Annotated in this window: 20 protein-coding genes; 14 read left to right on the top strand and 6 right to left on the bottom strand. The window is 60.3% G+C overall.

The features are described from left to right. The first annotated feature begins 68 nt into the window (after positions 1-68). From MSNKSG1_RS17225 to MSNKSG1_RS17195, 7 genes are all read left to right on the top strand, one after another. Entirely contained in the window at positions 69-2,033 is a 1,965-nt protein-coding gene (locus MSNKSG1_RS17225) for a dynamin family protein (protein WP_008940583.1), read from the top strand. 119 nt (positions 2,034-2,152) lie between these two features. After that, positions 2,153-3,301 carry a homoserine O-succinyltransferase MetX gene (gene metX / locus MSNKSG1_RS17220; RefSeq protein WP_008940582.1) on the top strand — a complete coding sequence of 383 codons (1,149 nt, stop codon included), beginning with the start codon at positions 2,153-2,155 and terminating at the stop codon, positions 3,299-3,301. Then, positions 3,298-3,900: a methionine biosynthesis protein MetW gene (metW, locus tag MSNKSG1_RS17215; RefSeq protein ID WP_008940581.1), complete on the top strand. Its 603-nt coding sequence runs from the start codon at positions 3,298-3,300 to the stop codon at positions 3,898-3,900. The genes metX and metW overlap by 4 nt, the downstream gene beginning before the upstream one ends. Before the next feature lie 5 nt (positions 3,901-3,905). Next, the gene (locus MSNKSG1_RS17210; protein ID WP_008940580.1) at positions 3,906-4,358 is read left to right on the top strand and encodes a DUF4426 domain-containing protein; all 453 of its coding nucleotides are present in this window, start codon (positions 3,906-3,908) and stop codon (positions 4,356-4,358) included. A gap of 4 nt (positions 4,359-4,362) precedes the next feature. After that, a complete protein-coding gene (gene rdgB, locus MSNKSG1_RS17205) occupies positions 4,363-4,962 on the top strand; it encodes an RdgB/HAM1 family non-canonical purine NTP pyrophosphatase (protein WP_008940579.1) in 600 nt (199 codons plus the stop codon). 4 nt (positions 4,963-4,966) lie between these two features. Beyond that, positions 4,967-6,115, top strand: coding sequence for a radical SAM family heme chaperone HemW (gene hemW, locus MSNKSG1_RS17200; protein WP_008940578.1), 1,149 nt, complete (start codon positions 4,967-4,969; stop codon positions 6,113-6,115). Then, positions 6,115-6,648 (top strand): hypothetical protein, encoded by a 534-nt coding sequence (locus tag MSNKSG1_RS17195; protein WP_008940577.1) that lies wholly within the window; start codon positions 6,115-6,117, stop codon positions 6,646-6,648. The genes hemW and MSNKSG1_RS17195 overlap by 1 nt, the downstream gene beginning before the upstream one ends. Before the next feature lie 10 nt (positions 6,649-6,658). On the opposite strand, the gene trmB is transcribed toward MSNKSG1_RS17195, so the two are convergent. From trmB to MSNKSG1_RS17180, 3 genes are all read right to left on the bottom strand, one after another. Further along, a complete protein-coding gene (gene trmB, locus MSNKSG1_RS17190; RefSeq protein WP_008940576.1) occupies positions 6,659-7,390 on the bottom strand; it encodes a tRNA (guanosine(46)-N7)-methyltransferase TrmB in 732 nt (243 codons plus the stop codon). Positions 7,391-7,451: 61 nt separating this feature from the next. Beyond that, a complete protein-coding gene (locus tag MSNKSG1_RS17185) occupies positions 7,452-8,984 on the bottom strand; it encodes a YifB family Mg chelatase-like AAA ATPase (RefSeq protein WP_008940575.1) in 1,533 nt (510 codons plus the stop codon). 52 nt (positions 8,985-9,036) lie between these two features. Further along, positions 9,037-9,291 carry an accessory factor UbiK family protein gene (locus MSNKSG1_RS17180; RefSeq protein WP_008940574.1) on the bottom strand — a complete coding sequence of 85 codons (255 nt, stop codon included), beginning with the start codon at positions 9,289-9,291 and terminating at the stop codon, positions 9,037-9,039. A 378-nt stretch (positions 9,292-9,669) separates the two neighbouring features. Here MSNKSG1_RS17180 and glnK point away from each other — a divergent pair, with 378 nt between their 5' ends. Beyond that, positions 9,670-10,008 carry a P-II family nitrogen regulator gene (gene glnK, locus MSNKSG1_RS17175; protein WP_008940573.1) on the top strand — a complete coding sequence of 113 codons (339 nt, stop codon included), beginning with the start codon at positions 9,670-9,672 and terminating at the stop codon, positions 10,006-10,008. 70 nt (positions 10,009-10,078) lie between these two features. Continuing rightward, positions 10,079-11,350 (top strand): ammonium transporter, encoded by a 1,272-nt coding sequence (locus tag MSNKSG1_RS17170; RefSeq protein WP_008940572.1) that lies wholly within the window; start codon positions 10,079-10,081, stop codon positions 11,348-11,350. Positions 11,351-11,418: 68 nt separating this feature from the next. Here MSNKSG1_RS17170 and speE read toward each other — a convergent pair whose 3' ends face one another. Then, entirely contained in the window at positions 11,419-12,300 is an 882-nt protein-coding gene (gene speE, locus MSNKSG1_RS17165) for a polyamine aminopropyltransferase (protein WP_008940571.1), read from the bottom strand. Positions 12,301-12,501: 201 nt separating this feature from the next. Here speE and speA point away from each other — a divergent pair, with 201 nt between their 5' ends. After that, entirely contained in the window at positions 12,502-14,412 is a 1,911-nt protein-coding gene (gene speA, locus MSNKSG1_RS17160) for a biosynthetic arginine decarboxylase (protein WP_008940570.1), read from the top strand. Here speA and MSNKSG1_RS17155 read toward each other — a convergent pair. Beyond that, the gene (locus tag MSNKSG1_RS17155; RefSeq protein WP_008940569.1) at positions 14,397-15,452 is read right to left on the bottom strand and encodes an AraC family transcriptional regulator; all 1,056 of its coding nucleotides are present in this window, start codon (positions 15,450-15,452) and stop codon (positions 14,397-14,399) included. The two genes, speA and MSNKSG1_RS17155, sit on opposite strands and share 16 nt — an antisense overlap. Positions 15,453-15,700: 248 nt before the next feature. Between MSNKSG1_RS17155 and MSNKSG1_RS17150 the strand changes: the two genes are divergently transcribed. Together MSNKSG1_RS17150 and MSNKSG1_RS17145 are read left to right on the top strand one after the other, a co-directional pair. Then, on the top strand, positions 15,701-16,300 hold the full coding sequence (locus MSNKSG1_RS17150; RefSeq protein ID WP_008940568.1) for a sigma-70 family RNA polymerase sigma factor: 600 nt from the start codon (positions 15,701-15,703) through the stop codon (positions 16,298-16,300). Further along, entirely contained in the window at positions 16,297-16,935 is a 639-nt protein-coding gene (locus tag MSNKSG1_RS17145; RefSeq protein WP_008940567.1) for a ChrR family anti-sigma-E factor, read from the top strand. The genes MSNKSG1_RS17150 and MSNKSG1_RS17145 overlap by 4 nt, the downstream gene beginning before the upstream one ends. A 59-nt stretch (positions 16,936-16,994) precedes the next feature. Here the strand turns inward: MSNKSG1_RS17145 and MSNKSG1_RS17140 are convergent, their stop codons facing one another. Further along, a complete protein-coding gene (locus tag MSNKSG1_RS17140; protein WP_008940566.1) occupies positions 16,995-17,720 on the bottom strand; it encodes an SDR family oxidoreductase in 726 nt (241 codons plus the stop codon). 210 nt (positions 17,721-17,930) lie between these two features. Between MSNKSG1_RS17140 and MSNKSG1_RS17135 the strand changes: the two genes are divergently transcribed. Both MSNKSG1_RS17135 and tcdA read left to right on the top strand, forming a co-directional pair. Beyond that, complete coding sequence (locus MSNKSG1_RS17135) at positions 17,931-19,706, top strand: acyl-CoA dehydrogenase C-terminal domain-containing protein (protein ID WP_008940565.1); 1,776 nt, start codon at positions 17,931-17,933, stop codon at positions 19,704-19,706. A 276-nt stretch (positions 19,707-19,982) separates the two neighbouring features. Further along, positions 19,983-20,774 (top strand): tRNA cyclic N6-threonylcarbamoyladenosine(37) synthase TcdA, encoded by a 792-nt coding sequence (gene tcdA, locus MSNKSG1_RS17130; protein ID WP_201764971.1) that lies wholly within the window; start codon positions 19,983-19,985, stop codon positions 20,772-20,774. Positions 20,775-20,778 lie beyond the last annotated feature (4 nt).

Genomic DNA, 20,778 nt, shown 5'->3' with positions numbered 1-20,778 from the left:
CCGGGTCTATTCGGGCATCCAAAGCCCGAATGCCGCCAAACCGGGAAGTCGCGCAGAAGGAAACTCCAATGAACCCACAGGGAACTCTGTCGCAGCAGGTCGAGGCCTACCACAACTGGAAAAAGGAGCTGATCCGCCAGATTGGCCGATATCGATTGTGGCTGCAGGACAACGACCTGTTCTCGGACGACATCAGCACCCGCATCCGTCATGGCCTGGAACTGCTCATTGAGGACGAACTGACGATCGCGTTCGTGGGCGAGTATTCCCGGGGCAAGACTGAGCTGATCAATTCCCTGTTCTTCTCCAATTACGGGCAACGCATGCTGCCGTCCCAGGCCGGCCGTACCACCATGTGCCCGACGGAACTCTTTTTCGACCGCACGGCAAACCAGAACTACCTGCTACTGCTGCCTATCGAGACCCGGACCGGTGAGCTGTCGCTGCAGCAACTCCGGAATCAGCCGGAACGGTGGGTGAAGCACGAACTCGATGAACGCGATCCCGAGGTCATGCGCGAAGTGCTCGCCGAAGTCGCACGGGTCAAGAGCGTTCCTCCGGAAGAAGCCCGCAGCCTAGGGTTCGACGAATCCATGCTGGAACACGACCGGAACAACCCGGGCAATGTCCTGGTGCCTGCGTGGCGTAATGCCCAGATCAGCATTCGCCATCCCCTGTTCGAGCGTGGCCTGCGGATTCTCGATACACCGGGGCTGAATGCCCTGGGGTCCGAGCCCGAACTGACCATCAGCATGTTGCCCCGCGCCCACGCGATCATCTTCGTGCTCAGCGCCGATGCCGGCGTGACCGCCAGCGACATGACCATCTGGAAAGAGCACATCGACACCGAGCACGCCGATCATCGTGCAGGGCGCTTTGCGGTGCTCAACAAGATTGACGTGCTCTGGGACGACCTCCAGGGCGAAAAGCACACGCAGGAAGCCATCGAACGGGTCCGCAGCTATACCGCCGATCACCTTGGCATCCGGCAGCACGATGTCATCCCCCTCTCCGCCAAACAGGGACTGCTGTCCCGGGTGCGACAGGACAACGATCTGTTCGAGCGGTCGAACATCGGCAAGCTGGAACAGCTGATTATCCAGCGCATCCTCATGCACAAGGAGCAGCTGATCACCCAGAGCCTGATCAACGATCTGCTCGGCATGCTGCAAAACAGCCAGGCGGCCATGCAGACACGCCTGGCGTCGCTGGAAGAAGAGCTTATCGCCTGTGCCGGCCCGAGCCTGGACAAACCCGCCCTGGGACGTCTTGCCGACCGGGCGCAGCAGGACTACGACTTCTATTACAAGAAGCTGATCACCCTGCGATCGAGCCGCCGATTGATGGATTCCCAGGGCGCTACGCTCAGTGACATGGTGAGCCAGCAACGTTTCGAGGATCACGCCGCCAAGATCCGCGAGTCGATGTCAAAGAGCTGGACCACAGCCGGCATGAACCGGGCCATGGATCATTTCTTCGAACTGCTGGAGAGCGACCTTACCAATCTGATGAGCGAAGGCCGGCTCGCGGAAAAAATGGTCGGTGCGATCTACCGCCGTTACAACGAGGATACCCGGGCACGGCATCTGGAACCGATCCCACTGAGGGCCGGACGCCATGTCATTGCCATCCGGGAGTTGCGCAAGAAAGCCAAACGGTTCCGCATCAGTCCGAAGAACCTCCTGACCGAACAGTCCCTGCTGGTCCGGCGGTTCTTCAACGTCATGGTCAGTGAGGCGCGGACGCTCTATAGCCGCGTCCGCAAGGATGTCGAGCGCTGGCCCCACGAAGCCCTGCTGCCAATCATGCAGTACTCGATGGAACAGAAGCAGTTGCTGGAACACCAGATCCGGCGCCTGCGCGACATGGTGCGCAGCGATCGGGACAGCCGTGCCGAGCGTGAGCGACTGCAGAACACCATCGCCGACCTCCGGCGGCAACTGGAGCTTGCGGACGCCATGCAGAGACAGATTCGCAAGCCCGCGCCGACATTGATCCAGCAGAAAGTCGTCAACATCTCGGGCGCCGTTTGATCGGCCCCGGGGCATCGGTTGCAGCCATCCCCACCCGACTATAAACTGCTGGGCTGGCGATGGCTTTTTGCGATCGTCGGCCCAGATATTATGGATCGAACCAGGAACCTGTCGCGCCGATGCCCGATTCCCTCCCCGCGGATTCTGTCGGGATAGTCACCCCGCAGTCTTATCATTTTGACACGCCCATTGAACTGGCCTGCGGTCAGACCCTGGAGAGCTACGACCTGGTCGTGGAAACCTACGGGGAACTGAACGACGACGCCAGCAATGCGGTATTGATCTGTCATGCCCTGAGTGGACACCACCATGCCGCGGGCTATCACAGCATGGAAGACCGTAAGCCGGGCTGGTGGGACAGCTGCATCGGGCCGGGCAAACCGATCGACACCGACCGTTTTTTTGTGGTGTCCCTGAATAACCTCGGGGGGTGTCACGGCAGTACCGGGCCGAACAGCCTCAACCCGGCTACCAACAAGCCCTATGGTCCGGATTTTCCCGTCATTACCGTCGGCGACTGGGTAAAGAGCCAGTCGCTGCTGGCGGACCGCCTGGGGATCCAGTGCTGGGCTGCGGTTGTGGGTGGTTCCTTGGGCGGGATGCAGGCCCTACAGTGGAGCCTGGATTATCCGGACCGACTGCGACACTCCGTGGTCATCGCGTCCACCCCACGCCTGACGGCCCAGAACATTGCGTTCAACGAGGTCGCCCGCCAGGCGATCACGTCAGACCGGGAATTCCACGACGGGCGTTACTACGATTTCAACATCGTACCCCGCAGGGGGCTGATGCTTGCCCGCATGGTGGGTCATATTACCTACCTTTCGGACGCCTCCATGGGGGAAAAGTTCGGACGGGAGCTTCGCGAAGAGGCCTACAAGTTCGGTTACGATGCCGAGTTCCAGGTGGAGAGCTATCTGCGCTACCAGGGCGAGCGGTTTTCCGAGTCCTTCGATGCCAATACCTACCTGCTGATGACCCGCGCCCTGGATTACTTCGATCCCGCCTACGATCACGGTGGCGACCTGTCCCGCGCGATCGCCCGGGCCAGCTGTGAATTTCTGGTACTGTCCTTCAGCACGGACTGGCGTTTCGCACCGGAACGCTCCGAAGAGCTGGTCAACGCCATGATCTCCGCGAGGAAGAAAGTCAGTTATGCAGAGATCGACGCGCCCTGGGGCCACGACGCCTTCCTGATCCCCACACCGAGATACACCGACGTGTTTACCGCGTATATGGATCGAGTGGCACGGGAGGTGGGCGCATGAGACCGGACCTGGAAATCATCCAGCAGTGGATCAAACCGGGAGACCACGTTCTCGATCTTGGTTGTGGTGATGGCACCCTGCTCGATTACCTGCAGCGCGAGCGCCAGGCCACGGGATTTGGTCTTGAGATCAATCCGGATCACATCACGACGTGTATGGGCCGTGGCGTTTCCGTCATTGAGCAGAACCTGGACACTCAGGGGCTGGAGAACTTTGACGACGCCATGTTCGATATCGTATTGATGACCCAGGCCCTGCAGGCCGTCCGGAGACCGGACAAAGTGCTGGATGAGATGCTCAGGGTGGGCAGCGAAGGCATCGTCACGTTTCCCAACTTTGCCCACTGGCGCCTGCGCTGGGGGCTGGCACTCAGCGGCCGGATGCCCGAGTCAGAGGCGCTGCCGTACAAGTGGTACAACACGCCGAATATCCGGCTCTGTACCTTCAAGGATTTCGAGGCCCTGTGTCGCCAGAAAGGCATTCGCATCCGAAGCCGGCGGGTGGTCGACGGCCAGCACCAGAACAGCTGGCTCGCCCGACTGTGGCCCAACCTGCTTGGCGAGATCGCCATTTACCGTATTTCCCGGGAAGAGGAGTGATCCTGATGAACACCATCCAAGCCTTTGCCAGAACACTGATCGCACTCATGCTGTTCGCGATCGCCCTGCCGTCCCAGGCCGCCGGCTCCAAGGATTTCGGCGACTACCAGGTGCACTGGAGTGTTCTGCCCAGCACCTTCCTGTCGCCTGAGGTGGCGCAGGCCAACGATCTTCAGCGCAGCAAGGGCATCGGCCTGATCAACATTGCCATCATGAAGGAACAGGACAATGGCTCCCTCAAGCCGGTTACCGGCCAGGTGGAAGGCAAGGTCAGCAATGACATCCAACAGGTCAATTTCCTGGCATTCCGGCGCATCGAGGAAGGCGACGCCGTCTACTTCCTGGCCCAGTACCAATACAACTCCGGCGAGCTGATGACATTCAACATCACGGCCCGTCCCGCCGGGTTACAGCAGGATCTGACCGTGCGTTTTGCCCACACTCTGTTCAGCGACTGAGCCCATGACCGACAGACTCGTCATCGCCAGTAATAACCGGGGCAAAATTGCCGAATTGACGGAACTGCTTGCGCCTCTTGGGCTGCAACCTGTGGCTCAGGGAGAACTGGGCGTTGGGGAAGCCGAGGAACCCGCCGTCACGTTTGTCGAGAACGCCATACTCAAGGCGCGCCACGCCGCCCGGGAAACCGGGCTTCCTGCGCTGGCCGACGACAGTGGTATCGCCGTGGACGCGCTTGGCGGATTGCCAGGAGTCCGATCCGCCCGCTTTGCCGGCGACAGCGCGACCGATGATGAGAACATCGATGCCCTGCTGGAGGCGCTCGAGAACGTGCCGGACGATCAACGCGGCGCCCAGTTCCACTGTGTTCTGGTTTTTCTCAGGCACGCGGACGATCCCACCCCCATCATCTGCCATGGGCGTTGGCCCGGCAGCATTCTCAGGGCGCGACAGGGTACGGGCGGATTCGGCTACGATCCGGTTTTCCTCGTCCCAGAGCACGGCTGCAGCGCCGCCGAGCTCTCGCGGGAAGAAAAGGGCCGCATTGGTCACCGGGGACGCGCCCTCGCCCAACTGATCGAACACCTGACGGAGGAGCGTTGACGGCATGACCGCCACCTCCGCCGTGGCGGTTGCCCCGCCCCTGAGCCTTTACGTACATGTGCCCTGGTGCGTGCGCAAATGCCCCTACTGCGACTTCAATTCCCACGCTCAGAAGGGCGACATTCCCGAGCAGGCTTACCTGCAGGCCCTGATCGAAGACCTGGAACAGGATCTTTCCTTCGCCGGTGACCGGCCCATCGAAACCATCTTCATTGGCGGCGGGACCCCATCACTGATGAGCGGGGACTTTTATTTTCGTCTGTTCGAAGCACTCCGGAAGCGGCTCACCATTGCCCCGGACGCAGAAATCACGCTCGAGGCGAATCCCGGGACGGTCGAACAGGCCCGATTCAATGCGTTTCGCGAAGCAGGCATCAACCGCCTGTCGATCGGCGTCCAGAGTTTCGATCCAGGACAGTTGCGCACACTGGGGCGCATCCACGATCCGGAAGCTGCCCATCGCGCCGCAGATACCGCGCGCGCCGCAGGCTTCGACAACTTCAATCTGGATCTCATGCACGGCCTGCCGGATCAGACTCCGGAGCAGGCCCTTGCGGATCTCAAGGCTGCGCTGGACCATCAGCCACCGCACATTTCCTGGTACCAGCTCACCCTCGAACCGAATACGGAGTTTTTCAGCCGACCGCCCGATCTCCCCGACGACGATCGGCTCTGGGACATCTACCAGGCGGGATCTGCGCTGCTTCGCGAACACGGATTTGACGATTACGAAGTCTCTGCCTGGAGCCGGCCAGAGCGCGCCTCCCGGCACAATCTCAATTACTGGACGTTCGGCGATTACCTGGCCCTCGGCGCAGGGGCACACGGAAAAATCAGCCTGCCCGACGGCAGCATCCGCCGTTACTGGAAAACCCGGCAGCCTGACGCCTACCTGGGACGCATCGGAAGCCGCACCGCCGGCTCGGAGGCTATTGCCCCGGACGAACGGGCCCTGGAATTCCTGATGAACACACTTCGCCTAAAACACGGCGTCGAGGAATCACTGTTCGTCGAACGTACGGGTTTACCGCTGAGGTCAGTTGGAGTAAAACTTGAAGAACTGAGACGAGAAAACCTGCTGGAACGGGGGCGCCTTCAGGCCACAGAGTTGGGCCAGCGCTATCTGAACAGCCTGCTGGAGCGATTTTTGTAATGGATCTGCCGACCGGGTGGGGCACCATGTCCAAGGCCCTCAAGACCAACCTGTTTTCGGCCGTCATACTTCTGGCCGCCCTGTTGGTCATCAATCAGCCGCTGCAGACCGCGTCGGCGCCACAGGGTATTGTCAGCTTTCAGCTGGCCGCCACCGCCGATCAGGCCCATGCCATTCTGCGCAGCTGGCGCTCTGACGGCCAGGCCTGGGCCCAGGTATCACTCTGGCTGGATTTTGTTTTTATCGGTGTCTACGTCATGGCGTTCCTGAGCCTGACCCGGCACTTCATGCGTGACCGCCCCGGCGTCCGGGAGCGCATGGTGGCCCGGTGGGTCCGGGCCCTGTTCGTCGCGGCAGGCATCGGGGATCTTCTGGAAAATGTCCTTTTGCTGAACAACTTCAACCCACCCACGGATGTGGTCAGCCTGTCCGCCACCTTCTGCGCCCTGATCAAGTTCACCGGCCTGACTCTCGGCATCGCCGGCCTGGTCATCATACGAGCCGCCCGGCGCCATCCGATCGCGCCAGGCTGACCCCTACTGTTCAGTTGGTGCGGTGAAACACGAGGTCCCAGACGCCGTGCCCCAGACGCTCACCCCGTTTCTCGAACTTGGTGATGGGCCGGTCATCGGGACGCGGGGAATACTCTCCCACGCCCTGTGAGTTGGCAAAACCTTCCGCCTCACCCATGACTTCCATCATGTGCTCAGCGTAGTTCTCCCAGTCTGTGGCCAGATGCAAAATGCCACCCACCCGCAACTTGTGCCGGATTCGCTGGACAAATTCGGACTGCACCAGACGGCGTTTGTGGTGTTTCTTCTTCGGCCAGGGATCGGGAAAAAAGACCATCACGCGATCCAGACAGGCATCGGGCAGGCACAGATCGATCACGTCGTTCGCATCAATATTGTAGATCCGCACATTTTCGAGGCCGCGTTCTTCGATTTCCTTGAGCAGGGCGCCGACGCCCGGCAGATGCACCTCGACGCCGATGAAGTCCTGCTCAGGCGCCGCTTCCGCCATGTCTGCCAGGGATTTGCCCATCCCGAACCCGATCTCGAGATTGAGCATCGCATCCCGGCCGAACACTTCCCTCGGATCGATCATGCCGTCTTCCCGGCTAAGGCCGTATTTCGCCCAGCCCCGATCAAACGCCTTTTTCTGCCCCTCGGTCATTCGCCCCTGCCGAAGCACAAAACTGCGTACACCCCGACGCGTGGTAACGGGCGAATCCGCGACCTCGGTCTTTTCCTGCGGTTCGTTCTTGTCAGTCATTTCAGGTCCTTACGCGGGTTGCGATTCTTACGATGACACCAGTTTACCAGAGTGTGCCCGGTCAGGAGGAAACCGCCGAAGACGCCCCCCGCTGACGATCAAGCTGCCGATACCCCAATGCTTCGACCAGGTGCGACTGAGCCACCTGGTCCGCTCCGGCGAGATCCGCCAGTGTGCGGGCCAGCCTGAGAATCCGGTGCAGTGCGCGAGCCGACAATCCCAGCCGCTCCATCGCGGAGGTCAGAAGTTGTTCGCTGCTGTCATCCAGGCGACACGCGTTTTGCAGGGCCCGACCGGACAGCTCGGCATTGACCACTCCACGTTTTGCCTGTCGGCCCCGGGCCGCGATCACCCGATCACGAACCGAGGCACTGCTTTCGCCGTCTTCGGCGGATTGCATCAGCATTGAGCCTTCCTGCACCGGAACCTCCACATGGAGATCGAACCGATCCAGAAGCGGGCCCGATATTTTAGAGCGGTAGCGCAGGACCTGGGCCGGCGAACACTGGCATTCGACGGAAGGATGGCCACTGTAGCCGCAGGGGCACGGGTTCATCGCAGCAATCACCTGAAAGCGGGCCGGGAAACGCACCTGCCGGGCGGCCCGACTGATCGCGATTTCGCCGGTCTCCATCGGCTCTCGCAAAACCTCCAGGACGCGACGCTCAAACTCCGGCAACTCATCGAGGAACAATACGCCCCGATGGGCCAGCGAGATTTCCCCGGGTCGGGGACTGCTACCACCCCCAACCAGCGCCACGGAGGACGCCGTATGATGGGGCGCCCTGAACGGCGGCTCCCGCCAGCCGCCCTCACGAACAGGAACCCCGGCCACGGAGTGCACACTGGCGACTTCCATGGCAGCATCATCGGCCAATGGCGGCAGGATACCCGGCAGCCGGCTTGCCAACATGCTTTTGCCGGTGCCCGGCGGGCCGAACAGCAAAAGGTTGTGCCCACCGGCCGCTGCCACTTCCAGCGCCCTCCGGGGCACCTGCTGGCCCCGGACATCGCTGAGATCCGGAGCACTCCCAGAGGAGGATTCCGGCCGATCCATGTCGGCCCGCGGCACCGGCACCAGCCGCGCACGACCCGACAGGTGCTCAACAACCGCAAGAATGTGACTGGCCGCAAGGACGTCTCCGCGACTGGCCAGAGCCGCCTCTCCCGAGTTGGCCTGCGGGATGAGAAGGCCCCGCCCCTCACTGCGGGCGGCCAGAACGGCGGGCAGGATACCCTTGAGCGGTCGCAGAGCCCCATCCAGGGCCAGCTCACCAACAAATTCGAGATCGGCAAGGCTCTCGGGCGGAACCTGCCCGGACGCGGCAAGGATGCCCAGGGCAATGGGCAGATCGAAGCGGCCGCCTTCTTTGGGCAGATCCGCCGGCCCCAGATTGATCGTTATTCGACGGGCGGGGAACTCGAAACCGGCGTTGAGCAGTGCACTGCGCACGCGCTCCTTGCTTTCACGGACACCGGTTTCCGGAAGACCGACAATCGACAGGGCGGGCAGGCCGCCGGAGAGATGCACCTCCACCGTAACGGCGGGCGCGGACACGCCAATACTGGCGCGGGAGTGAACAACAGCGAGCATGTTTTCCTTCCATGGGTCAGTCGGGCAGACATCCTGTCTGCCGTTTGGTCAATCAGCGGGACTCGAGCTTCTGTTCCAGCTCGGCAACGCGTTTCTCCAGCGCGTCCACTTTCTCACGGGTCTTGAGCAGCACCGCCTGCTGGGTCTCGAATTCCTCCCGGGTCACCAGCTCGAGGCGGGACAGCACCGCCATGACGGTTGCACGGGCCTGGGTTTCGATGTCTTCACGGGCGGCACGGGCCATGTCGGGGACAAACTGGCCAAACTGGCCCTGCAACTGGGCAAGGATATCCTGAGGACCTTTCACGTTTTACCTCACTGGTTTCAAAGCCTGTGGATTCCGGGGCTTATAGCCGCCGAATCGGACTCCGGGGAGTGTATCACAGCAGAGAGCCTGCCATACTGTGGCCGGTCGGCTATATAATAGTCCCAGCCGGAAAACCGGATCGCTCCATTATGAGCCACGGCCCGGCGACTCGCCCTGTTTTGGTGCGGCATTCTGCGCCAAACTGGGGAGACCAAAATATAACATACTGTTTTATATTATTTTTTTTGCGTTGGCATAACCGATGCTAAAGCCTACGTACGCAATCCGCACAATTGGTGTGCGAGGTGGCAGCATCCCGAACTCAACAATCGGCCGACGGGCCCTCACTGTTGGGACGGCTTTACCAAGGAGAAAGCAATGAAACTTGTGACAGCGATCATCAAGCCTTTCAAATTGGATGATGTCCGTGAGGCACTATCCGAGATTGGCGTGCAAGGCGTTACCGTCACTGAAGTCAAAGGCTTCGGTCGGCAAAAAGGACATACCGAACTTTATCGTGGCGCGGAATACGTCGTGGACTTCCTGCCGAAGGTCAAAGTGGAAATCGCCATCGGCGATAACCTGCTCGACCAGGTCATCGAGTCCATAACCAAAGCGGCCAACACCGGCAAGATCGGTGACGGCAAGATTTTCGTGACCGAACTGGAACAGGCCATCCGGATCCGGACTGGCGAAACCGGTGAGGAAGCGGTCTGATTCAGGCCTGACCTTCGAATCAGCCAACGCAAAACTTATAACCTGAAAAGCCTCGTGCGGAGGGCTTCAAATGGAAAGCAACGTATTTCAACTGCAGTATGCTATAGACACCTTCTATTTCCTGGTGTGCGGTGCATTAGTCATGTGGATGGCCGCTGGCTTTGCCATGCTGGAATCCGGCCTGGTGCGTGCCAAGAACACCACTGAGATCCTGACCAAGAACGTCGCGCTTTTCGCGATTTCCTGCATCATGTACCTGGTGTGCGGTTACGCCATCATGTACGGCGGCAACGTGTTCCTCGCGGGCATTGCCGACGTTGATGTTGCCAGTGTCCTCGGCGATTTTGCCGGCCGTGACGGTGGCTTCGAAGGCGGCTCCATCTACTCCGGTGCGTCCGACTTCTTCTTCCAGGTCGTGTTTGTGGCGACCGCCATGTCGATCGTCTCCGGTGCCGTCGCCGAGCGTATGAAGCTCTGGGCGTTCCTGATCTTCGCAGTCGCAATGACCGGCTTCATCTATCCGATGGAAGGTGCCTGGACCTGGGGCGGTGCGTCCGTATTCGGCATGTACACCCTCGGCGACCTCGGCTTCAGTGACTTTGCCGGTTCCGGTATCGTTCACATGGCCGGTGCAGCGGCAGCGCTTGCCGGTGTCCTCCTGCTGGGTGCCCGTAAAGGCAAGTATGGCCCGAACGGCGAGATTCGCGCCTTCCCGGGTGCCAACCTGCCGCTCGCGACTCTGGGTACCTTCATCCTGTGGATGGGCTGGTTCGGCTTCAACGGCGGTTCCGTCCTGAAGCTGGGTGATATCGCCAGCGCCAACTCGGTTGCCATGGTCTTCCTGAACACCAACACCGCCGCTGCCGGTGGTGCGGTTGCTGCCCTGATCACGGCTCGCCTGATGTTCGGCAAGGCCGACCTGACCATGCTCCTGAACGGCGCCCTGGCCGGCCTGGTGGTGATCACTGCTGAACCGTCCACACCGAGCGCGCTGACGGCCACCATCTTTGGTGCCCTGGGCGGCGTGCTGGTTGTCCTGAGCATCGTGGCCATGGACAAGATGCGGATCGACGATCCGGTCGGTGCGATCTCCGTGCACGGTGTTTGCGGCCTGCTGGGTCTGCTGCTGGTGCCGGTCACCAACGGCGATGTCAGCTTCTCCGGCCAGATCATCGGCGCCATCACCATCTTCGTCTGGGTCTTCGTAGCAAGCCTGATCGTCTGGGGTATCCTGAAGGCGGTCATGGGTCTGCGGGTGACCGAAGAGGAAGAGTACGAAGGTGTGGATCTGTCCGAGTGTGGTATGGAAGCCTATCCGGAGTTTGTCAGCGGCAAGCCGTAGTCGTTGACCACACGGTAGAAACCAAAGAGGGGTGCCTGCGGGCACCCCTCTTTTATTTCGGTTTGTCGTCAGCCCTCGCCGGGGACCACGTAATCCTCAAGTTCGTCCACCATGAACTGGGGCATCGCCAGCGCCCCCTGATGCACGCCGGGGTTGTAGTAGCGGGTGACGAAAGGACGGTTGGTGGCATCCTCTTCGCGGAAGTAACGCAGCGGATTGTCTTTGCTGGCCATCGTGCAACTCCACCAGCCCGTCGGATACACAGGCTGAGGAAACGGCAACGTCTGGACGTGACCAAAGCCCGCCTTGCGCATATCTTCATGGATGGATTTGATGATGGTCCCCGTATGCAGCAGCGGAGACTCACTTTGTTGCACAATGATGCCCCCTTCCCGCAACGCCAGCATGGCATCACGATAGAAATCCAGGGCAAACAGGCCCTCGGCCGGCCCGACCGGATCGGTACTGTCAATAATGATCAGATCGACACTGCCGGGTTCGATATCCCGCATCCACTGGATACCATCGCCAAAAAAGAAATTGGCCCGGGGATCGTCATTGGCTTCGCACAGCTCTGGAAAGTATTTCTCCGACATGCGGGTGACCCGCTCATCGATTTCGACCTGCCAGGCTTCCTCCACTCCCGGATGTTTGAGGACTTCCTTGAGGGTGCCGCAATCACCGCCACCGATGATCACCACCTTCTTCGGATCCCGGTGGGTAAACAGCGCCGGATGGGTCATCATCTCGTGGTAGAGAAAGTTGTCCCTGGTGGTGAGCATGACGCAGCCGTCGAGAACCATCAGATTGCCGAACGTTTCCGTTTCGTAGATTTCCAGCTTCTGGAACGCTGTCTGTTCCTCGTGCAGCTTCTTTTTGACCTGCAGCGAAAACGCCGTGCCCTGGTCCTGGAATACCTCGGTAAACCACCCTTCGTTCAGTGCTGTCATCTAATGTCTCCCGTTGTGCATCGTGGACCGCGTCAAAGCGGCGTATTGTAGAGTCAGACTTTCCGACAACCCAAGCATTTATGCCGGCGCATGCGCACGTATTTTCCACATCCCCGGCTTTCAGAGCATCGAGGTTCCTCCTACAATGACGCCCAGATTCCGGCACCCGCGCCGACCCGGTTCCCTGACAGGATAGCAAGTATGAGCAAAGCCAGCGGCACCCCCGCCCACAAGGTTTACAACATTGCTCACTGGAGCGATGGCTACATTGATGTCGATGGACAGGGCGACGTCCTGATCCGACCGGATCGCGGCCACTCGGACTCCACCATCAACCTGCCGGAACTCACCCGCACGCTGGTCGCCTCCGGCGTCCAGCTCCCGGTCCTGATCCGGTTCACCGACATCCTCCACGATCGCGTCAACCGGTTGTGCAATGCCTTTAACCGGGTGGCGGATGAGCAGGGCTACCGCGGCCGATACACCGCGGTCTATCCCATCAAGGTGAACCAGCAACGCCGGGTGGTCGAAGAACTCCTGGCTACGGAACCGGCGGGCTCTGCGGGCCAGGTAGGTCTCGAAGCCGGCAGCAAGCCGGAGCTCATGGCGGTACTGGCCATGGCCCGCCAGAGCGGGTCCGTTATCGTCTGCAACGGTTACAAGGATCGGGAATATATCCGGCTGGCGCTGATCGGCCAGAAGCTGGGGCACCACGTCTACATTGTGGTGGAGAAGCAGTCGGAGTTGCCGCTCATTCTGGATCAGGCCCGGGAACTCGGAGTTGCCCCCCTGATCGGTGTCCGGGCGAGGCTGGCCACCATCGGCAAAGGCAACTGGCAGAACACCGGCGGCGAGAAATCGAAGTTCGGTCTGTCCGCGAGCCAGGTGCTGGACGTGGTGGAAACCCTCCGGGCGGCGAACGCACTGGATGCCCTGCAACTGCTGCATTTTCACCTGGGTTCGCAGATTGCCAATATCCGTGACATCCAGACCGGGCTCAAGGAGTGCGCACGCTTCTACGCGGAACTGCATCGCCTCGGCGCCCCGGTCGGCACCGTCGATATCGGTGGCGGTCTGGGGGTGGATTACGAAGGAACCCGTTCACGGAGCAGTTGTTCAATGAACTACAGCGTCTCCGAGTACGCGTATAACGTGGTACACGTCCTGCAAGCCGAGTGCGATCGGCTGGGCATCCCCCACCCCGATCTCATCAGCGAATCCGGTCGGGCACTGACTGCCCACCACTCCGTCCTGGTCACCGATGTGATTGACCGGGAACGACCGGAAAACCGGGATCCGGTCAAACCATCAGAGAACGATGCGGCACCTTTACACGACCTCTGGCGGGATCTGGAGAGCCTCGAAGACGAGGATTCACCACGGTCGCTGGCGGAAATCTATCACGATGTCCTGCACGCCATGGCGGATGTACACGGTCAGTTTGCCCACGGCGTGCTGTCACTGCCGGAGCGGGCCCAGGCGGAAACGCTCTATGCGCGCTGTTGCCGCCTGCTGAGAGGCCGGCTAGACAGCGCCAATCGGGCGCACCGGGAAATCATTGACGAGCTCAACGAAAAACTCGCGGACAAACTGTTCGTGAACTTTTCGCTGTTCCAGTCATTGCCCGATGTCTGGGGCATTGACCAGATCTTTCCGGTGATGCCGATCAGCGGTCTGGCCCGCCCGCTGAACCGGCGGGCCGTGATCCAGGACATCACCTGCGACTCCGACGGCCGTATCGACCAGTACGTGGATGGACAGGGCATCGAGACGACCCTGCCGCTCCCCGAGGAAACGGCCGATGGCCCGCTGGTCATGGGCTTTTTCATGACCGGCGCCTACCAGGAGATCCTTGGCGACATGCACAACCTGTTCGGGGACACGCATTCGGTGGATGTACGTCTGGACGGAAAAGGCGGCTACCACATCGGCGCCCCCATTACCGGAGATACCGTCGCCAAGGTACTGCGCTATGTGAACTTCGAGCCGGAACAACTGCTTGCGGCCTATCGCCGCAAATTCTCATCCAGCGCGCTGGATAAGACCGAGCAGAACAGACTGCTGGAAGAACTTGCAGCAGGCCTGGAGGGGTATACCTACCTGGAGGAGTGACGCTCCTCATCAGGCCGCCGGTTTCGCCAGGTGCTGGGCGACACCCCTTCCCATTTCCGGAAGGCCCGCCCGAAATTCGAGGGGTCGCTGTAGCCAACAGCTTCGGCGACCTCATCAATCGTCAGTTCCCGACGACGAAGCAATTCCAGGGCACGACGGTGCCTGAGATCGTCCTGCAGATCCTGAAAACGGACACCCTCTGACGCAAGCTGACGACGAAGTGTCCTCGTCGACAGCGACAGTTGTTCGGCCACCGCCTCGAGCCCGGGCAAGCGGCCATCCCGAACCGACTCAAGGATACGGGTAACCCGCGCCGCAATGGTGGTTGCAGCCTCTATGGAACGCATCTCCTCTTCGCACTGGGCCTCGGCAACACGACGGGTGACCGGATTAGAGAGCGACATGGGCAGCGACAGCAGCCGTCGGTCGAAGCGCAACTGGTTGGCGCCCGCGGAGAATTCGATCTGGTCACCGAACAGACGGCGATACGGCTCCAGATCTGACGGCGGAGGGTAATTCACCTTGCACCAGCCGGTCGAGATCAACCTGTTGCCGAACAGCAGTTGATTGACATCCATAAGCGAGGCCATCACCACGTCGACGTTGAATCGGTAAAGGTCCTCGACGTCGTGCCCCGGATCCAGCTGCAGGACCGCCTCGTTACCCTCTTCAATGAAGGTCAGTTCCATATACACAAAGCGGGTGCGGAAATACTTGATCAGTACCTGAAGCGCCTCGGCCAGGGTATCGCAGCTGATCGCGGCCTGCGCCAGGGAACCATGGGTGGTGAACTTCAGGCGCAGGCCAAATGCCAGTCCCAGTGCGGCATCGCCGGTTCGGGACAGCGCTGCCCGGCAGAGGTTCGTGAACTGGTCCAGCGTAATGAAGTTGTCCGGATGTCCCAACAGCGCCGGACGGATACCGGACTCCGCCAGCAATCGCCGACGATCCACTCCCAGCTCCTCAGCCAGCTGGCACAGGATATCCGCGTAGTGGGCACGGATAATGGGCAGGTTTCCGGTGATGCCAGGTGCGTTCATAGGGGACGCTCGGAACAAAGGGACTCTTTCAGCCTTCAAGATTATCCCGGGCCGCCGCACCACACAATCACCCACCCGACGCGCCATCACCGACGCTCTTGCCAAGCCCCGATCCGGTGGAAAATTTTCAGTGTCGATGATCCAGCCATCCTCCGCCCCCGTAGATCAATAGACTGACAAACCGGTGGCGAGTGCATAGAATGATGATCAGAACCAGCTCAACTCATGCGACTGTCAAGGAGCGTCCAGTGACCACACTGGAACAGAAGCCAGCAAAGGCGGAGGGTCGCAAGGACCCGTGGAGCCAGCTGCTGGACAAAGTGGGCAAACATCAGGATCGCGAGGCTTACCACGCGCTCTTCGAGCACTTTGGCCCACAGATCAAGTACTACGCGATGGCCAACGGGCTCGCCAGCCATGCGGAAGAGCTGGTCCAGGAAGTATTCGTGTCAATCTGGCGGCGCTCCTGCCTCTACGATTGGCGGAAGGCGGCTGCCTCGACCTGGATTTTCACGATTGCCCGGAACCAGCGGATCGACATGCTCCGTAAAATGCAGCGGACCAGTGCAGAGATGCAGGTAGAAACCGAAGACCTCTGGCAGATACCAGGCGAGAATGAGAATGAACCGGTAACCTCTCTGCACCGTCTGATGTCAGAGCGCCGGATCCGGGACTCCCTGAAGCACCTGCCGGAAGAACAGATCACCGTGATTGCCAAGGTCTATATGGAGAACAAGTCGCACCAGATGGTCGCCGACGAACTCGACATTCCGCTTGGCACGGTGAAGAGCCGGGTTCGCCTGGCCTTGAACAAACTGAAAGTGATTTTGCAGGACCAGAACGTATGACACGGCACCATCCCGACAGCCTGAGCCTGATGGAATACAGCGCAGGCAACCTGAGCGAGCCACATGCCCTGTGCATCCGGCTCCATCTGGACAAGTGTCCGCATTGCCGGAGTCGTGTTGACACACTGGACAGCCTCGGGGCTGTCATGATGGAAGAGCAGCCCAAGGTGAGCGTATCGGAGAGCATGTTTGACGACATCCTGGCGCGCATCAGCACCGAGCCGGCGTCCGAACCTGTCACACCGTCCTTGCCAAAGGTAGGCGTTCTCCAGAAGCTCCTGGGCGAAGACCTCAACAGCCTGCCCTGGAAACGGCAGCTTGGCGATGTCAGCGTGCTGGACATTTCCGAAAAGTTTCCGGACCAGAAGGAACAGGTCGTTCTGCAGAAACTGGCGGCAGGCGGAAAAGCCCCCGCGCACACCCATCGGGGTGAAGAGACCACCATCGTACTGCAGGGCGCCTTTGCCGATCAGAAGGGCGTGTTCAACCAGTGGGACTTCGTGGTCCTGACCGATCAGGATGAACACAAGCCGGTTGCGGTAGGGTGTGAGGACTGCATCACCCTGTCGGTACTCAGTGCGCCGGTCAAACTGACCGGAACCTTCACACGGTTCCTGAACCCGTTCCTCCGATAATTTGGCAAAACCCAGGTCCGGCCCGGCGCCCCGTCAACGGGGAGCGGGCCGGACCCGCTCTACCAGGGCAAACGGCTTCCATCCCAACTGTAGAAATACCCATTATCTTCTTCCGTCAAAGCATCGATAACCCGCCACAGGTTGTCTGCGGTGTCGTCCGGCGAGTGCACACGGAGCCGGGACAGGGTCTGCTGGAAGGGCTCACTCAGCGGTGACAATGTGGTGCCCGGATGCAGGGCGATACAGCTCACCGGCTTGCACCGTCGCGGGAGCTCCACCGACAGGTTCCGCACCAGCATATTGAGAGCAGCCTTTGAGCATCTGTACGCGTACCAACCGCCAAACCCATTGTCCTCAATTGACCCGACCTTCGCTGACAGGGCAATAATCCGCTTGAAACGCCTGTGCCGGAGATGCGGCATGAGGCCCTTCATCAGGGTGCCGAAACCGATACAGTTGACCATGAATGCCCGGGCCATTGCCTCAGCGTTCAGGTCCTCCAGCCGTTTTTCCGGAAACAGCGAATGGTCGTGCAGAAGACCCGCGGCATAAATGACCGTATCCAGCCCCGAATCACCAACCACGTCGGCCATCTTTTCGGCGATGTCGGCATGAGAGTCGGTCTCGGCATCCCAGTAGAGCGATTTGCAGCGATCGCCGGACTCGAACGCCTTCGGTGTCCGGCACAGGCCGATGACATGTGCCTCCGGATGATGTTCCAGAACCCGGCTCGCCAGCGCTGATCCGATCGCTCCGCTCGCGCCTGCTATCAACACCTGTTTCATCAATCCCTCCCGGCATCAAACCCTGTTCCCCCCGGCTTCGGGGTCCATTGACCAGGATTTACGCGGCGATCCGGATTTTCTATCAATTTATCCGGTTTTCAGGAGAGCCAAACAATTCAAACACGCGTATGAATCAACGGTTCGACCCGGAGCGGTCCTGGCTCCGATGGAAACACCGGACTCACTGTTGATAACGAGAGGAGAGTATTCATGCGTTACCAGGCACCTGCGAATGACCTTCGTTTTCTACTGTTTGATGTACTGGGCGCGGATAAACTGCACCACCTTGAAAAGTACGCCGATGCCACACCCGATTTGATCAGTGCTGTGATTGATGAGGCCGGGAAACTCGCTGCGGATGTGATCCAGCCAACCAACCAGGTCGGCGACCGCGAAGGTTGCCAGTACGACCCGGAAACACGGAGTGTCACTACTCCGGAAGCCTTCAAGGAGGCCTATCGCACTTTCGTCGAAGGCGGCTGGACAGCACTGGATGCGCCCCTGGAGTTCGGTGGACAGGGTCTGCCTCACACCTTGAAATTCGTGGTGGACGAAATGGTGTGCTCCACCAACCTGTCACTGGGCATGTACCCGGGCCTCACCCATGGCGCGATCAGCGCCCTGCACGCCCATGGTTCCGAGACGCTGAAACAGACCTACCTCGAAAAACTGATTTCCGGTGAGTGGACCGGCACCATGTGCCTGACCGAACCCCAGTGTGGTACCGACCTCGGCATGATCCGCACCCGGGCAACACCCAACGATGATGGCAGCTACAACATCGAGGGCACCAAGATCTGGATTACCGGGGGCGAACACGACCTGGTCGACAACATCGTGCATCTGGTGCTGGCCAAATTGCCCGGGGCACCCGACACCACCAAGGGCATCTCCCTGTTCGTGGTCCCGAAATTCCTGCCGGATTCCGGTGAGCGGAACGCCGCCTTCTGTGGGGGTCTCGAACACAAGATGGGCATCAAGGGCTCCGCCACCTGCGTCATGAACTTCGAAGGTGCCAGGGGCTGGCTGGTCGGCGAAGCCAACGACGGGATGCGGGCCATGTTCACGATGATGAACGAAGCGCGTCTCATGGTCGGTATGCAAGGCCTGGGACTGGCAGAAATGGCCTACCAGGAAAGCCTGGGCTTTGCCCGTGAACGTCTGCAGAGCCGCTCCCTGAGCGGACCGAAAAATCCGCAGGGTCCGGCCGATCCGATCCTGGTTCACCCGGATGTTCGCCGGATGCTGATGCGGCAGAAGGTCATGAACGAAGGCATGCGGGCACTGGCCCTGTTCACCGGCCATCAGCTTGATCTGTCGGTTGCCCATCCGGACGAGGAAATCCGGGAATCGGCCGACAACCTGGTCCAGCTGCTGACACCGGTGGTCAAGGCTTTCCTGACAGACGAAGGCTACAACAATGCCAACTGGGGCCTGCAAGTACTGGGGGGATCCGGTTTCACTCAGGACTGGCCTCTCGAGCAACTGGTACGGGATGGTCGAATCGCCCGGATCTACGAGGGTACCAACGGGATCCAGGCAATGGATCTGGTGGGCCGTAAACTCGCCCTCAAAGGCGGACAACTGGTGCGTACGCTGTTCGGAGTTCTCACCGGCTACCTGAAAGATCAGCCGGAGGCGCCGTTCCGCGAGGAGCTCAAGTCTGCCATCAAGAGTCTGGAGCAGGCGACCGCCTGGCTGGCAACCAATGCCCCCAAGGATCCGGAGCAGGCCGGCGCAGCCGCCACTCCGTACCTGCGGCTGATGGCGTTGACCGTCATCGGGTACCTCTGGTCCCGGATGGCAGGCGTCGCCAGAAAGAAGCTGGAAAACAGCGAGGAGAACGCGCCCCTGCTTGAGGCAAAGCAGGTGTCTGCACAGTTCTACTTTGAAAAGCTGCTGCCGGAGATCCAGTGGCTGCTCACCGATATCCAGAGCGGAAAGAGCAGCATGATGGCCTTCTCGGACGATCATTGGGCGGCGTAAACGTCTCGGGCAGGACCTCAGACGGCCATGGCCGGAAATGACCGACAGTTGGCAACTTGTGACCTTCTGGAATCCGGACCGAGACACGATAATGATTACGTTGATTAGTGTCTCTGAACTAGTCCAGCCCGGTTCCCCGTCGATCCGGGCCTTTCTTTGAAGCCACGCATTTGCGTGGCTTTTTTTATGGGCCTGCTTTTCATCTCCCCCCGGCGCCTGAGTTACAATGCACCCCTTGATTCGCTCCGGCATGCGCCGGATTTCAACGGAGGCCGAATGAACGCCGACGATTACAGTTTTCGTTTCGGAGGAATAGAACGCCTGTATGGCCGGCGGGCCCTGGAGGCTTTCCGGCAGTCCCACATTGCCATCGTCGGCCTTGGAGGCGTCGGATCATGGGCGGCCGAAGCGCTGGCTCGCAGCGGTATCGGGACGCTGACCCTGATCGATATGGACGATATCTGTGTATCCAACACCAATCGCCAGCTCCATGCCCTTGAAGGCCAGTATGGCCGGACCAAAACCGACGCCATGGCCGAACGACTGAAAGCGATCAACCCTCACGCGGACATCCGGGCACACTTCGGCTTCCTGACGACCAAAAACGTCACAGATCTGCTGACAGAGGACATGACCGGCGTGGTGGATGCCATCGACAGCGTCAAGGCCAAAGCGGCATTGATCGCTCATTGCCAGCGCCGGAAACTGCCCGTGGTCTGTGCCGGGGGCGCCGGCGGGCAGATGGACCCGACCCAGATCCGGGTAGCCGATCTCAGCAAGACCACTCAGGATCCACTACTGGCGAAGATTCGCAATCTTCTGCGTCGTGAATACGGATTCTCGCGCAATCCCAAACGGCGATTCGGCGTTGAAGCCGTATACTCACTGGAGCAACTGACGTATCCGGCCGGTGACGGCGAAGTCTGTCTCCAGAAACCGTCCAGTGATGGCCCTGTGCGCCTGGATTGCGCATCCGGCTTTGGAGCCGCCAGCCCTGTCACCGCCAGTTTCGGCTTCGTTGCAGCCTCCCGGCTGCTCAGCCGCATCGCCAGGCGTGCCACTTCATGATTCA

It is taken from the genome of Marinobacter santoriniensis NKSG1 (assembly GCF_000347775.1).
GTDB lineage: Bacteria > Pseudomonadota > Gammaproteobacteria > Pseudomonadales > Oleiphilaceae > Marinobacter > Marinobacter santoriniensis.
The sequence above is the reverse complement of the archived record's forward strand: the minus strand, read 5'-3'. Positions and strand labels throughout refer to the sequence as shown.

Excerpts from the sequence above, each read along its gene's own strand:
- MSNKSG1_RS17155 (WP_008940569.1), bottom strand. The coding sequence starts at position 15,452 with ATGAACGCACCTGGCATCACCGGAAACCTGCCCATTATCCGTGCCCAC.
- MSNKSG1_RS17170 (WP_008940572.1), top strand. The coding sequence starts at position 10,079 with ATGGAAAGCAACGTATTTCAACTGCAGTATGCTATAGACACCTTCTAT.
- rdgB (WP_008940579.1), top strand. The coding sequence starts at position 4,363 with ATGACCGACAGACTCGTCATCGCCAGTAATAACCGGGGCAAAATTGCC.
- MSNKSG1_RS17210 (WP_008940580.1), top strand. The coding sequence starts at position 3,906 with ATGAACACCATCCAAGCCTTTGCCAGAACACTGATCGCACTCATGCTG.
- metX (WP_008940582.1), top strand. The coding sequence starts at position 2,153 with ATGCCCGATTCCCTCCCCGCGGATTCTGTCGGGATAGTCACCCCGCAG.
- MSNKSG1_RS17185 (WP_008940575.1), bottom strand. The coding sequence starts at position 8,984 with ATGCTCGCTGTTGTTCACTCCCGCGCCAGTATTGGCGTGTCCGCGCCC.
- hemW (WP_008940578.1), top strand. The coding sequence starts at position 4,967 with ATGACCGCCACCTCCGCCGTGGCGGTTGCCCCGCCCCTGAGCCTTTAC.
- tcdA (WP_201764971.1), top strand. The coding sequence starts at position 19,983 with ATGAACGCCGACGATTACAGTTTTCGTTTCGGAGGAATAGAACGCCTG.
- trmB (WP_008940576.1), bottom strand. The coding sequence starts at position 7,390 with ATGACTGACAAGAACGAACCGCAGGAAAAGACCGAGGTCGCGGATTCG.
- metW (WP_008940581.1), top strand. The coding sequence starts at position 3,298 with ATGAGACCGGACCTGGAAATCATCCAGCAGTGGATCAAACCGGGAGAC.
- MSNKSG1_RS17135 (WP_008940565.1), top strand. The coding sequence starts at position 17,931 with ATGCGTTACCAGGCACCTGCGAATGACCTTCGTTTTCTACTGTTTGAT.
- MSNKSG1_RS17140 (WP_008940566.1), bottom strand. The coding sequence starts at position 17,720 with ATGAAACAGGTGTTGATAGCAGGCGCGAGCGGAGCGATCGGATCAGCG.
- MSNKSG1_RS17145 (WP_008940567.1), top strand. The coding sequence starts at position 16,297 with ATGACACGGCACCATCCCGACAGCCTGAGCCTGATGGAATACAGCGCA.
- MSNKSG1_RS17225 (WP_008940583.1), top strand. The coding sequence starts at position 69 with ATGAACCCACAGGGAACTCTGTCGCAGCAGGTCGAGGCCTACCACAAC.
- MSNKSG1_RS17195 (WP_008940577.1), top strand. The coding sequence starts at position 6,115 with ATGGATCTGCCGACCGGGTGGGGCACCATGTCCAAGGCCCTCAAGACC.
- speE (WP_008940571.1), bottom strand. The coding sequence starts at position 12,300 with ATGACAGCACTGAACGAAGGGTGGTTTACCGAGGTATTCCAGGACCAG.
- speA (WP_008940570.1), top strand. The coding sequence starts at position 12,502 with ATGAGCAAAGCCAGCGGCACCCCCGCCCACAAGGTTTACAACATTGCT.
- glnK (WP_008940573.1), top strand. The coding sequence starts at position 9,670 with ATGAAACTTGTGACAGCGATCATCAAGCCTTTCAAATTGGATGATGTC.